Raw genomic sequence first — 13,000 nt, 5'->3', positions numbered from 1 at the left:
CGGGTCACCGCGCCTGCGCGCGCAGCTCCTGCGCAGCCGGCAGCACGGCGCCGGGGTACGCCCCCGGGTCGATCTCTGGCATGTCGTGGGCGAACACGCCGCCCGCCGTGGGCACGGTCCACACGTGCAGCTGCCACGGGGTGCGCGCCGTGAACACGCCGGGGCACTGTTCGCGGCTGGCGACCGTCCGCACGCCGCTGCCGACGAAGCAGAGGTTCTCGTGGTAATGCCAGGCGTCGAGCGGCCCGAAGTACGACGGCGGCTCCTCCGTGACGCCCTCCGCGAGGAACATCGCGCCGACGAGCCGCCACGTCCCGTCGAGCCGCTTCGTGTAGAGCAGCACTTCCGGCCGCTCCGGGTCCATCTCGCGGCCGTCGCGCTGGTAGTCGAGCCGGATGAAGTGCGCCGCGATGCCGGGGAGGTCCTGCGTGATCTGGAGGTAGCCGTCGGCCATGGCGCGGCGGACGTCCTCGTAGGGCGCGATTGCCGTCCGGAGCCGGGCCACGAACGCCGCCGCCGCTTCGAGCTGCTCGGCGGTCACCGGCACCTCGGCGTGGTGATGGTGGGCTGAGCCCTCGCCCATCGGGTCGTCGCCGGCGGCCGAACCGCCCGGCGCGTGGCTGTGGCCGCCGCTCGACGTGACGAACCGGGCCGCGGTCTCATTGCCGACCGCCCGCGCGAGCGGCAGGTCGAGGACGATGGCCTGTTCCGGCCCGTGGCTGTGCGAGGCATCGTGCACGAGGCCGCTCGAATCGGCCTGCGACGCCAGCCAGATCGACCCTGCCGCCGCGATGCCGACGGCCGGCAGGCCGGCGCCGCGCAGCAGTCCGCCGAACGCCCCATCACCGCCGAACCGGCGTTCGTTCATCCACGTCACGGCGACGCCGAGCAGGCAGGCCGCCATGATCGCGGTGCCCGCCACGATCATGAGGTGCGAGGGGTTCGCCAGCGAGAGGACGTCTTCGCGCTGCGCCAGCGTCACGTCGCGCGAGTGGCGGTAGACGTCCCAGCCGAGCCCGGCGAGGTGCAGCGCGAGCCCGCTGACGGCCCCAATCCACAACAGCCTGTAGTTCATCGGTCGACTCCTCGCGGGACAGCCTACGCGAACGGCGTTCACCCGGGTAGTTTCGCCAGCGCGTTCGCCCGCGTGCAGCTATGCTTCGCGCACCAGCACCGACAGCGACGGGCCATGCCGATTCGCCGACTGTTCATCGCCAACCGCGGGGAAATCGCCCTGCGCATCATCCGCGCCGCCGCCGACCTCGGCATCGAGACCGCGGCTGCGGCCCCGGACGACGACGCCGCGAGCCTGCACCTCCGCCGCGCGGATTGCACGGCCCGGCTGCCGGGCGCCGGCGCCGCCGCCTACCTCGACATCGGCGCCGTGGTCCGGGCGGCGCAGGAGACCGGCGCCGATGCGGTAAATCCCGGCTACGGCTTCCTCAGCGAACGCGCCGATTTCGCCGCCGCCTGCGAGGCTGCAGGGCTGACCTTCGTCGGACCGGCCCCTGCGACCCTCGCCGCGCTCGGCGACAAAGTCGCAGCGCGCGAGCTGGCCATCGCCTGCGGCGTGCCGGTCATCCCGGGCTCGCCATCTGCGCTCGACCTCGACGGCGCCCGCGCCTTCTTCGCCGGGCTGGACGGCGCCCCGATGCTGCTCAAGGCCGCGGCCGGCGGCGGCGGCCGCGGTGTGCGCGTCGTGCGGACCGCCGATGAACTCGAGGCCGCCTTTGCGCGCGCATCCTCAGAAGCAGCGGCGGCCTTCGGTGACGGCTCGCTCTACGCGGAACGGTTCATCGAACGGGCGCGCCACATCGAGATCCAGGTGATCGGCGACGGCACCGGCGCCGTGACCCACGCCTGGGAGCGGGAGTGCAGCCTCCAGCGGCGCTTCCAGAAGGTCGTCGAAATCGCGCCCGCCCCGGGGCTGCCGCCGGGGCTCCGGGGCCAGCTCATCGAGGCGGCGCTCGCGATGGCCCGGCGGCTCGCTTACCGCGGCCTCGGCACCTTCGAATTCCTGGTCGACGCCGCGAACGGCCTGGACGAGCGCTCGCCGTGGTTCTTCATCGAAGCGAACGCCCGCCTCCAGGTCGAACACACGGTGACCGAAGAGGTGACCGGGCTCGACCTGGTCGCGGCGCAGCTCCAGATCGCCGGCGGCGCGACGCTTGCCGACCTGGGGCTGGCCGACGGCCCGCCGCCCGCCCGCGGCTTCGCCGTCCAGGCGCGCGTCAACGCCGAGCGGATGACGCCGACCGGGCTCGCCTACCCGGCGGCCGGGACGCTGGAGCGGTTCGCGCCCCCCGCCGGCCCGCACACCCGCGTGGACACGGCAGCGTACCCCGGACTGGCCATCAGCCCGGCGTACGACTCGCTCCTCGCCAAAGTCATCGTGCGCGCCCCCGGGCCGGACTTCGCCCCGGCGGTCCAGCGCCTCCGGCGGGCGCTCGCCGAGTTCGATATCGCCGGTGTCGAGACGAATCTCCCGTTCCTGCGGGCGCTCGCGGAGCGGCCCGAGCTTCCCGCTGCGGACCTCCACACCCGCTTCATCGACGAGCACGCGCCCGCGCTGGCCGAGGCGGCTGCCCGCTTCGCCGCCACGCCTGCTGAAGGCGCACGACCCGGCGAACCGGCTCAGCCCGCCATCGCCGGCGCCCGCATCGACACGAGCGATCCGCTGGCCGTGCTCGCGTACGGCAAGCAGCAGGCGCCGGCGCGCCCGCCGGCCGACGCCGTGCCGGTCGACGAAGGGCAGCAGGCCGTCCGCGCGCCGCTCCAGGGGACGGTCATCGCCATCGCCGTCGAGCCCGGGGCGGCGGTGCGGGCTGGCCAGGTCCTCGCCGTCATGGAAGCGATGAAGATGGAGCACGAAGTCACCGCGCCCTGCTCAGGCACGGTCGTCCGCGTCGAAGCAGCGGCCGGGCTCCCGGTCGTCGAAGGCGCGCTCCTGCTCACCATCGCGCCCGGCCTCGACGACGCGGACAGCGAGGCGGCCGAGGAATCCATCGACCTCGACGCCATCCGGCCGGACCTCGCCGAGGTGCTCGAACGCCGCGCGCGGACGCGGGACGAGCGGCGGCCGGAGGCCGTCGCCAGGCGGCACGCGACCGGCCACCGGACCGCGCGCGAGAACATCGCCCACCTCTGCGACCCGGGGACGTTCATCGAATACGGGCCGCTCGTCCTCGCCGCGCAGCGCGCCCGCCGCTCGCTCGAGGAGCTGATCGAGAAGACGCCGGCCGACGGCCTCATCACCGGCGTCGGCAGCGTCAACGGCGACCTCTTCGGCGACCCCGCCAGCCGCTGCGCCATCATGGCCTACGACTACACCGTGCTCGCCGGCACGCAGGGCGGCCAAAACCACCGCAAGACCGACCGGATCATCGACATCGCCGAGCAGGGCCGGATGCCGTTCATCCTCTTCGCGGAAGGCGGCGGCGGGCGGCCCGGCGATACCGACATCGTCGCGAGCGCGCTCTCGCCGCCCACGTTCACCCGCTTCGCCCAGCTCTCCGGGCACGTCCCGATGGTCGGCATCACGACCGGGCGCTGCTTCGCCGGGAACGCCGCCCTCCTCGGCTGCTGCGACGTCGTCATCGCCACCGAAGACGCCAACATCGGCATGGGCGGCCCGGCGATGATCGAGGGCGGCGGCCTCGGCATCTATGCGCCGGAGGAGATCGGTCCCGTTTCGGTCCAGGTGCCGAACGGCGTCATCGACATCCTCGTGAAGGACGAGGCCGAGGCCGTCGAGACGGCGAAGCAGTACCTCGCCTACTTCCAGGGACCGCTCCCGCGCTGGGAGGCCGCCGACCAGCGGCTGCTCCGGCATGTCGTGCCGGAAAACCGGCTTCGCGTGTACGACGTCCGGAAGGCGATCCGGCTGCTCTTCGACACCGGGTCGGTCCTCGAACTCCGGCCGAAATTCGGCGTCGGGATGATTACCGCCCTCGCCCGGGTCGAAGGGCGGCCGGTGGGCGTGATCGCGAACAACCCCGCCCACCTCGGCGGCGCTATCGATGCCGATGGCGCCGACAAGGCGGCCCGCTTCATGCAGCTCTGCGACGCGTTCGACCTGCCCGTCGTCTACTTCTGCGACACGCCGGGCATCATGGTCGGGCCGGAAGCCGAGAAGACGGCGCTCGTCCGCCACGCGGCCCGGGTCTTCCTGACGGGCGCGAACATTTCGGTGCCGACGTTCACGGTCATCCTCCGCAAGGCGTACGGGCTTGGCGCGATCGCGATGGCGGGCGGCACCTACCACCGGCCTTTCTTCACCGTCGCCTGGCCGACCGCCGAATTCGGCGGCATGGGGCTCGAGGGTTCGGTGAAGCTCGGCTACCGGAACGAACTGGCGGCCATCGACGACCCCGAGAAGCGGCGGCAGTTCTACGAGGAGATGGTGGCGCGCGCCTACGCCCGCGGAAAGGCGCTCAACCAGGCGTCGCTCTTCGAAGTCGACGACGCCATCGACCCGGCCGAAACGCGCGCGTGGCTCACCGCGCTGCTGGCGTCGATCCGGCCGCCCGCTCCCCGCGCCGGGAAGAAGCGGCCGAACATCGACAGCTGGTAGCGCGGGCGCCCTGCACGGACAGGTGCCGTGGCTTTCATTCGCCGTTGCGTTCACGTAGGATGCGCGAATCTCACGGCCGGGTAACGAGACCATGGAAGGCTGGATGGACCAGCTTCGCACGCTCCGGAGGCAGGTCCATCTCTCGCGGGAGGAACTCTCAGCGCGCGCCGGCATCTCTTCGGCGTCCATCAAGGCCTACGAAACGGGCGTCCGCCACCCCAGCCGCGAGGCGCTCATCGGCCTCCTCGATGCGCTCGACGCCGACGCGTTCGCCCGGCAGCAGGTGCTGAGCGGCGCTGGCTACGCGCCCGATTTCGCCTCGCCTGCCGACCGGCTCGAAGACGAGTGGTTCACGCTGCGCAGCGCGGCCGAGGCAATCGCCGACCTGCCGCACCCGGCCTGCATCACGACTGAGCTGTTCGAGGTGGTGGCTGCGAACGCCGTCATCCAGCGGGTGTGGGAGGTGGACCTCCACCGCGAGCTGCAAGGGCCGTTCCAGCGGGGATTCCTGAGCATGCTCACCACGCCGGGGTTCGCCCGCCGGCTGCGCAACTGGTCAGAGGCGCTCTCCGTCGCGGTCTCCGTCGTGAAGGGCCACTACGGCGGCGACGCGGCCCTCGACCCGGCGCAGCACCCGTATCTCGCGGCCGCCGTCCAGTTCCTCATGAACGGCAGCCCGGAGTACGTGCAGAAGTTCCTCGAACTCTGGAACACCGTCCCCGGCCGGGCCTACCGCGTTCGGCTGACCTACCCGGTCGTCTGGGGCAATTCGGAAGTGGGCGAGCTCCGCTTCGTCTCCGTCACCGGCCCGGCCAATAACCCACCGTCGATCTGGTTCAACGACTGGATTCCCCTCGATGGGCGGACGGCGGAGGCGGTCCACCAGCTTCGCATCGTCGAGGATGGGCGCCGGCCGTACTACGACCGGACGTGGCCGCGCATCCCGCCGCCCGGGGCCTGACGCGGCCCGGCCGCGCGGGTACAAAATGTGTCATTTTCGGCATTGCTGCCCAGATTCGGGGGTCCGAGACTGCCCGCATCCTCGACCAGGATGTGGCCCGCATGCCGAAGCGTTCCCCCAACGGCCCCCAGTTCCCGAAGCGGTCGCCGGCCGCTGACGCCGCGCCGCCCCCGCCCCCTGCCAATGAAGCGCCGCCGACCGCCAGGACCGCCCCGGCGCCGGACCTCCGCACCATCGACCTGAAACGGGCGCCGTCACCCGCTGAGGCGGCCGGGGCAGACGTAAAAGACGCCCTGCGCCGGAACAGCGAGCCGGCCATCAACGGGCCGGCGGCCCGGGCTGCCGACGGGAATACCCCGGGCAGCGGGAACGCCTCGGGACTCAGCAGCATCGCCGCCGCCGCGCCCGCGGCACCGGTCCCGGACCTCGAGCGCACCGCCGAGAGCCTCCGCGACGCGCTCGACCGCGCCGAGGCGTCTGCCGGCAGCAATATCGCAGAGCGCGCCGTCCCCGGCGCCTTCCAGGACATCGCCAGGCCGTCCCTCGACGACCTCCAGGCGAAGACCGGCGAGGCCGCGGGCGGGATGCCCGGGACCGACGACCGGTACGGCATGCCGGGCACGGAAAGCCCCTCCTTCGGCGACGCGCTCCGCGCGCCGGGGCTCAACCTCATCGGCGGGGCGGTCGCCGACCTCGATGCCGCCATCGCCGACACCGGTGCCGGGTCAGGACTGCCGGGCGGCAGCAGCCCCGGGCACGGCAACGAGGCCTACCAGGGTATGGCCGAATCGGCCATGGGGGCGATGACCGGCGGCACCGGCAGCGACCCCTTCGCGGTGAGCAGCGGGCGCGGGGCCATGAGCGGCTCCGGCGAGCTGGGATTGATGCAAGCCGCGCTCGATTCCATGGGGAGCGGAACGACCGGCGTGAGCCCGGCCGAAGGCGAGGGCGATGCGCGGCCGCTGCCGGCCCCCGGCGATCCGTACGACACCATCCCCGATGGTGAACCCGTTGACACCATCCTCGATGGTGAACCCGTTTCGGGTAAGCCTCAGCCCCCCGAAGCCAACATCACCAGGTGGACCGACACTCGCGGCGGCGGAATCGTCGTGAGCGGAGGGGAAGACGGCGAGAGAAATGGTTGGGATGCGGTTGGAGACATCGGGGCGGCCGCGAGCCGACTGTTGGACGGCCCGGTCGGGCAGGTTGCAGGCTCTTTATTCTACGGGTGGCGGTTAGGCCGCGCCATCGACAACGCCACCGGCGTCGGCGACTGGGCGGCGACCGTCGCCGCCGGTCTGACCGAGGAAGGTCGATTCGCTGCCGAGATGGAGCGTAAGGCCGCTGAAGCCGAGCGCGCCGCACGAGAGCGGGACGCCGCGAAGCAGTCGGCAGGCCAACCGAGCGCCGGCGACACTCCGAAGGCGCCTTCGGCCAGCCAGCCCATCGACGAGACCCCGGACAACCCGGCGCTGCGCGCGTGGATCTACGAGCACCACAAGGACCAGATCGATGCGATGCGGGCCGGGCGGCACGGCTGGGACGTCGACCCCGCGGACGACGCGAGCGACGTTCCGCCCGCCGGCAATCTCAGCCTCGCCGAGACGGCCGCCCTCCAGAGGGGCATGACGAACTTCCTCATCGGCAACCCGGGCGACCCCGGCGTCCGCGGCGGCACCGGCAGCGGCAACGTTGGCTTCGGCATCCTCCCCGGCGACCGCGGGAACATCGACTACGGCCCCGACGCGGCCGGCCAGTGGACCGGCAGCGCCCGCACCGAGGACCCGGCGAGCGCCCTCTCCGGCTTCGGCGGCTCCGGCCTCACCATCGCCGACGCACACGGCACCGCCGACGCGGCGCAACCCGGCAGTTCGAGCGCCTCCGACGACGACAGCGACAGCGACGACGCCGGGTAGACCCGGGAGGAATCGACCGTGAGTGACCAGTCCGTTACTCCCCTCGGCACCGCCGGCCCGCCGGCCAATCGGACCGATGCGCCGCCGCCCAACCGGATGCCGACGTCCCCGCCGGACGGTGACAGCGGCGCCGAGTCGAACGTCCCGGACCCCAACAGCTGGCAGCTGGTCGGCCCCGATGGCCAGCCGCCGCAAAACGTCAGCGATGCGGGCACGTCGACCCATACACCCCCCGGACTCGATCCGGTTCCGTCGTCCGCCGGCTCGACATCCTCGCGGCCGCAGCAGAGCCAGGGGGCCAGTGAGACTGCCGTCGCTGCCGACCTGGCGGCAGCGAACGAGCCGAATGCCCAGGCCGCGGGCACTGACGAAGGCGGCCAGCCGACCCCATCTTCCGCCGAAGGAGGCGTCTCCGTGTCCAGCACCCCGAATCATGTCCCGCCGCCGATAGCCGTAGGAAAAACGCCCGACAGCAGCTACAATCCCCCGCCGGCTGAGGGCTCCGGCGCCGCCATACTGCCCGAGCCCCCGCGGCCGCCGGCGCAGCAGAGCACGCCCGTTTACGATGTCCGGCCGATCCCGGACGAGGTCCGCAGCATGGACATCGACGGCGACGGCCGCCCGGACCTCCCGGCTTCGGCCGGCGGCCCGCCCGGCGCACCCTCGGCGATGCCCGAAGTCCCGCCAGCTCAGGGCGGCACATCGACTCCTCCCGGGCTCTCCGGCATATTTCCCAACCCGTCCGAAGGGCCTGCCGAGGACTACGAAGGCCTGCGGCTAGCCGCGGAGCAGGCGGCGCGGGCCGATGAAGTCGGGGATTACATCGGAGCCATCGGTCCTGGGACGACCTTCCCGCTCCCGCCGGCCGAGCACCCGGTGGCTCCCGGCGAGCAGCCGCCACAGACCGCGCCCATCGACGACCGGATTCGCAATCTCGAACCCGGCGAAGGCGGGCGACCGGGCATCGTGTACGACCCGCCGTTTCCTGATGCGCCGCGAACCCTTCCCGGCGACCTGCCGCGGGGCGAAACCCCTGCCCCGCCCCCTGCTGAAACTGAAGAGCCGCCAGCGCCTCCACGCAACGGAGAGGCCGAACACCCGCCCGCCAACGGCGAGCAGCCCGGTTACCGCCCGCCTCCGGCCTACGAACAGCCCGGCGACCAGCCGCCGACCAATGGCATGCAGCCCGGCTACCAGGACCAGCCACCGCCGCCCGTCGACGAACAGCCAGGCGACCAGGACCAGCCGCCGCCGCCCGCGTACGAACGGCCCGGTTACCAGGACCAGCCGCCGCCCGTCGACGAACAGCCCGGTTACCAGGACCAGCCGCCGCCTGCGTACGAGCAGCCCGGCGACCAGGACCAGCCGCCGCCCGCGTACGAACAGCCCGGCTACCAGGACCAGCCGCCGCCGGCGTACGAACAGCCCGGCTACCGGGACCAGCCGCCGCCCGCATACGAACAGCCCGGTTACCAGGACCAGCCTCCGCCGCCGCCCGCGTACGAGCAGCCTGGCGACCAGCCGCCGCCGGGGGACGTCGCCGGCGAGGTCGCGCCGGACCCTGCCGATTCCGCCGCGCCCGTGCCCGTCGCTTCGGCACCCGCCGGGCCATCGCTCGACGTCTTCGACACGAGTGGGGCTGGCGCTTCGGCGCCGGATTCCCGCAGCGACGGGTCGGCCGGCGAGCCCGCGCCCGTCACTCTGCCGCCCGAGCCTCCGGCACCGCCAACCGAGGCGCCGTGGACGCTGACCCGCGACGACGCCATCGCCCCGCCGCCGCAGGCTGCCGCCGCCGCGACGCCCAGCCTCGAGCCGGTCGTCTTCGAGGTGCCTCTTCCCGCGGACGGCCTTGCTTCGGACGGCAGCGGCATCCAGGAGTTCGACCCCGACGTGGCCCGCCTCATCGCATGGGTCCGCGCCGCAGTCGCCGATGCCGCGGTGATGGGCGAGGACGCGCCCCTCGCGGACGAAGAACGCGGCGGCGGCAACATCCTCGAGCGCATCCTCGACTGGATCCGCGATGCACTCTTCCAGGGCGGCGACGAGCCATCGGACGCCGATATCGCCGCCCAGATCCAGGTGCTCGATGCGGAAGAGGTCGCCGAACTCTATCGCCAGTCGCTGGCGATGGCCGCGCCGGCCGAGGATGACGACCTGGACGACTGATACTGTTCCCGCGTCATCGAACGGGGGCCGCGGCAGCGTTTGCTGCCGCGGCCCCGCTGCGTTCAGCCCCCGGAGCGCGCGTAGAGCGCTTCGTACGCCCGGGTCATCGCATCGGCCGCTGCCCGTCCGAACCCGTCGAGCAGCGGGTCCGAAGCCCGTTCGCGCCAGCGGTCGATCGCCGCCAGCGCGTGGCCGGCAGGGAGAGGCGCCAGGTTCGCGGCCGCGAACCGGTCGAGCAACGTGTCGGCCTCCACCCGCTCGGACGGGCTGAAGCGGGCCAGGCCGGTCGCGGCCAGGTGGGCGGCCTCGAGGAGTCCGAGTTCGGGAGCGCTTGCGACCAGGTCGTCGAGTTCTGCCGCGAGCCGGGCAGCACCGGCGGGGCTCGCGGCCGCGTGCTGCCGGGCGATGTGCCGGCCGGCGGCGACCGCGCTGCGGACGATGAGGAGCTGCGACCGCGCCCGGAGACGCCGGTCGATCGCCTCCCGCACCGGCCCGATGCCGGATACCGCCTCCAGCATGCGGGCGAGGTCGCTCGACGACTGCACCCGCCCTTCGGCCGCGGCCGCAACCGCCACCCGGAGCCCGAAGAGACCGAACCGCTGCAGCAGGAGTTCGCGCAGTTCCGCCGTCAGGGGGCTCCGCTCAGGGTCGCGGAATCGGTCGACGGAGAGCAGCAGGGCCGGCGACGACGGGTCGGCGGCGAGGTCGCGGATGGCGCGGTACTCCAGTTCGGCGAGCGTCGAAGCGGTCTCGGCGAGGAGCCCCGCAACCGGGATGACCTGCCCGGCGAGAGCCAGCAGACGCGGGTCGGCGCTGTAGCGGGCGGCGATGCGGCGCGCGCTGTCCATCGCATCCGGCCGGCCGCCGCCGATTTCATCGGCGCGGGAGAGAACCAGCACGGTGGTGACGGGGCTTCCCAGCGGGAGGCCGGCGTCCCGGAACCCCTCGAGGAACGCCGTGTCGTCGCGGTGGACGTGCCGCATGAGGTAGATGACGGCATCCACGCGGCTGACGCCCCCGGCCGCGCCCGTCAGCTCCTCCGTGCGGGCGCTCACCTCGGGGCTCAGCGACCCGAGCCCGGGGGTATCGATCAGGTCCAGCCCATCGAGCCTGCGCGATGGCCAGCCGACTTCGATCTCCGCGATGTCATCGGCATCCGCCAGGTCGATCTCCAGGCCCCGCGCTCCGCGGCGGAACGGCAGCGGCTCGCGGGCGCCGCCGCGCCGCACGGCCGTCACGCGGTACTGCCAGTCGTGGACGAAGCGGGTGACGAGGCGGGTGCATTCGCCCGCATCGGTCGCGGCCAGCCGCTCGCCGAGGAGCGCGTTCAGGAGCGTCGATTTCCCGGCTTTGACGCGGCCGGCGACCGCGACGCGGAGGGGACCGTGCAGGCGGTCGGCAGCTGCGAAAAGTTCCGCTGCCGCGTCCGGCAGGTCGTCGGCTGCGGCGCGGCGGAGCACGCGCTCGAGCCGTCCTGCCAGTGCTGCCCCGGGAGCCGGCGTCACGCCGTTGCTCCTTCGAGCTCGTCTGCCCGCCGCAGCAGCCCGCGCGCCTGCTGGAGCCAGCCCGCCACCTGCTGCAGCCGCGCCTGGCGCTCGGCGTCAGACGCGCGGGCCGCTTCCTGGAGCCGTTCGAGCGTGCTCACCCGCGCCTGGAGCTCTTCGCTGATGCGTTCGCTCACGCCGTCGCGCACCTTCCGCTGGAGTTCGCGCGCCGCATCGCGCATCGACTTGGCGATCTCGGCGTTGGCATCGTCGATGAACTGGCGGATCGCCATGCGGGCCTTCTGCCGCCGCTGGGTGACCTGCCGTTTGCGCTCGTCGAGCAGCTGCTTCCCGCCGAAGAGCACGCCGATGCCGACGAGCGCGCCGGTCGTGAACGCCAGGCCGGCGAGCCCGGTGAGCATGCCGAACACGAGGATGCCGCCCTGTGCCCCGCGCAAAGATGCCCACGCCGTCGCGGCCGACTCATTCACGAGGCGAACCTCCGGGGCGCGGGCGGTCCACAGGCTGGTAACGTCCACGGGCGCGTCGTCGCGGCGCGGCGGCCCGATGCCCAGCGCCTCTTCGTCGAGCGCCGCGGCGATCCGGTCGACGATGGCCGCAGTGCCGTCCTCGAGCGCGACGATGACGTTCACCGCTGCATCGGCCATCCGGCTCCGCGCCTCGCTGGCAAGGTCGTCCCAGGTCTCGGCCGGGTCCTCGTCCTCGATGCGCGCCTCGATGTCGCGGGTGATCGTTCGCAGCTCGACCCGGAGCCGGTGCTCCACATCCGAAATGAGGTCGGCGAAGCCGTCGCCGAGGATGACCTGCCAGCGCGCGGCGGCGCCCCGGAGCTCTTCCAGGCGCCGGCGCTCGCCGGCGAGGCGGTCGGCGTGCTCGCGGCCGGCTGCCGGGTCGGTCAGCGCCTCGCCCTCTGCGAGGAGCGCGGCTTCGCACTGCCGCGCGGCCGTGCGGACGTCGGCGAGGCAGCGCGCGGCGGCGCGCTCACGGGATGGGTCCAGGATCTCTCCGGCGATGCCGTCGAGGAGCGCCGGGAAGCCGGATTCGGCGTTCAGCGCCGGGTCCCCGGCAGCGAGGGCCGCGGCGCGCAGGGCAGCCGAGAGCGGGTAGAGCCTCGTGCCCGGGGCGCGGGCCTGCAGCACCGCTTCGTCGGCGGCCGCGAGCGCCCGCCAGTCCGGGTAGAGGTCGACTTTCGAGACGGCGACGAGCACGCTGGGGCAGACACCGCGCGCCCGCGCGAGGAACTCCATCTCCGACCGGGAGAGCGGCCCGCTTGCGTCGGTGACGAAGATCAACCCGTCGGCCGCATGGAGGTAGCCGAGCGCGAGGGTTTCGTAGCCGCTCGAGAGGCCGCCGCCGACGCCCGGCGTGTCGACGAGAATGACGCCGTGGGCCAAAAACGCGTTCTCGGCGCAGACCTCGAGGTAGGCGTGCTCCATCGGGTCGCCGCCCGACGGCGCCTCGGTCGCGAGCCGGGCCAGCCCCGCGAGGTCCGGCGACCGGGCCAGCTCGGTGCCGTCGGGGTTCCGCACGATGACCTGTTCGGGCGCGCCATGGCGGACCAGGACGAGGCGGGCGGTCGCGATGTCGTCATCGACCGGGCAGAGGTCGCGGCCGAGGATGCCATTGATGAGCGAACTCTTGCCCTTCTTGAACTCGCCGATCACGACGAGAACCGTTTCCGGGCGCGCCAGCCTGCCCCGTGCAGCCAGCAGCATCGCAGCGAGGTCCTCCCGCCCCAGCGCGCGGGCGAGCCGGGCCGTATCCAGCGCTGCGTCGGAAACCGGGTGCGACGCTTCGGCCGTCGCGGAAGGGCTACTTTTTGTATCCATTTTTCCATGCACTTCGCAGGCATTAGCGTGCGGCAATTTGTCGCGCGGCT

At 72.9% G+C, this 13,000-nt stretch carries 7 protein-coding genes; 4 read left to right on the top strand and 3 right to left on the bottom strand.

The window, feature by feature from the left end; genetic code table 11:
• Positions 1-4: 4 nt before the first annotated feature.
• The gene (locus tag N2041_RS04525) at positions 5-1,075 is read right to left on the bottom strand and encodes a hypothetical protein (RefSeq protein WP_297676249.1); all 1,071 of its coding nucleotides are present in this window, start codon (positions 1,073-1,075) and stop codon (positions 5-7) included.
• A gap of 114 nt (positions 1,076-1,189) precedes the next feature.
• Between N2041_RS04525 and N2041_RS04520 the strand changes: the two genes are divergently transcribed.
• From N2041_RS04520 to N2041_RS04505, 4 genes are all read left to right on the top strand, one after another.
• On the top strand, positions 1,190-4,573 hold the full coding sequence (locus N2041_RS04520; protein WP_297676247.1) for a carboxyl transferase domain-containing protein: 3,384 nt from the start codon (positions 1,190-1,192) through the stop codon (positions 4,571-4,573).
• A 103-nt stretch (positions 4,574-4,676) separates the two neighbouring features.
• Positions 4,677-5,534, top strand: a complete 858-nt coding sequence (locus tag N2041_RS04515) for a helix-turn-helix domain-containing protein (protein ID WP_297676245.1) — start codon at positions 4,677-4,679, stop codon at positions 5,532-5,534.
• A 101-nt stretch (positions 5,535-5,635) separates the two neighbouring features.
• Positions 5,636-7,450, top strand: coding sequence for a hypothetical protein (locus N2041_RS04510; protein ID WP_297676243.1), 1,815 nt, complete (start codon positions 5,636-5,638; stop codon positions 7,448-7,450).
• A gap of 597 nt (positions 7,451-8,047) precedes the next feature.
• Positions 8,048-9,616, top strand: a complete 1,569-nt coding sequence (locus N2041_RS04505; protein ID WP_297676241.1) for a hypothetical protein — start codon at positions 8,048-8,050, stop codon at positions 9,614-9,616.
• A 62-nt stretch (positions 9,617-9,678) separates the two neighbouring features.
• On the opposite strand, the gene N2041_RS04500 is transcribed toward N2041_RS04505, so the two are convergent.
• Both N2041_RS04500 and N2041_RS04495 read right to left on the bottom strand, forming a co-directional pair.
• Complete coding sequence (locus tag N2041_RS04500; protein WP_297676239.1) at positions 9,679-11,121, bottom strand: dynamin family protein; 1,443 nt, start codon at positions 11,119-11,121, stop codon at positions 9,679-9,681.
• Positions 11,118-12,950, bottom strand: a complete 1,833-nt coding sequence (locus N2041_RS04495; RefSeq protein ID WP_297676237.1) for a dynamin family protein — start codon at positions 12,948-12,950, stop codon at positions 11,118-11,120. The genes N2041_RS04500 and N2041_RS04495 overlap by 4 nt, the downstream gene beginning before the upstream one ends.
• Positions 12,951-13,000: the final 50 nt, after the last annotated feature.

Origin of the sequence: Tepidiforma sp. (assembly GCF_026419595.1) — a bacterium.
Classification (GTDB): Bacteria; Chloroflexota; Dehalococcoidia; order Tepidiformales; family Tepidiformaceae; genus Tepidiforma.
This window is presented reverse-complemented; position numbering and strand designations above follow the sequence as displayed.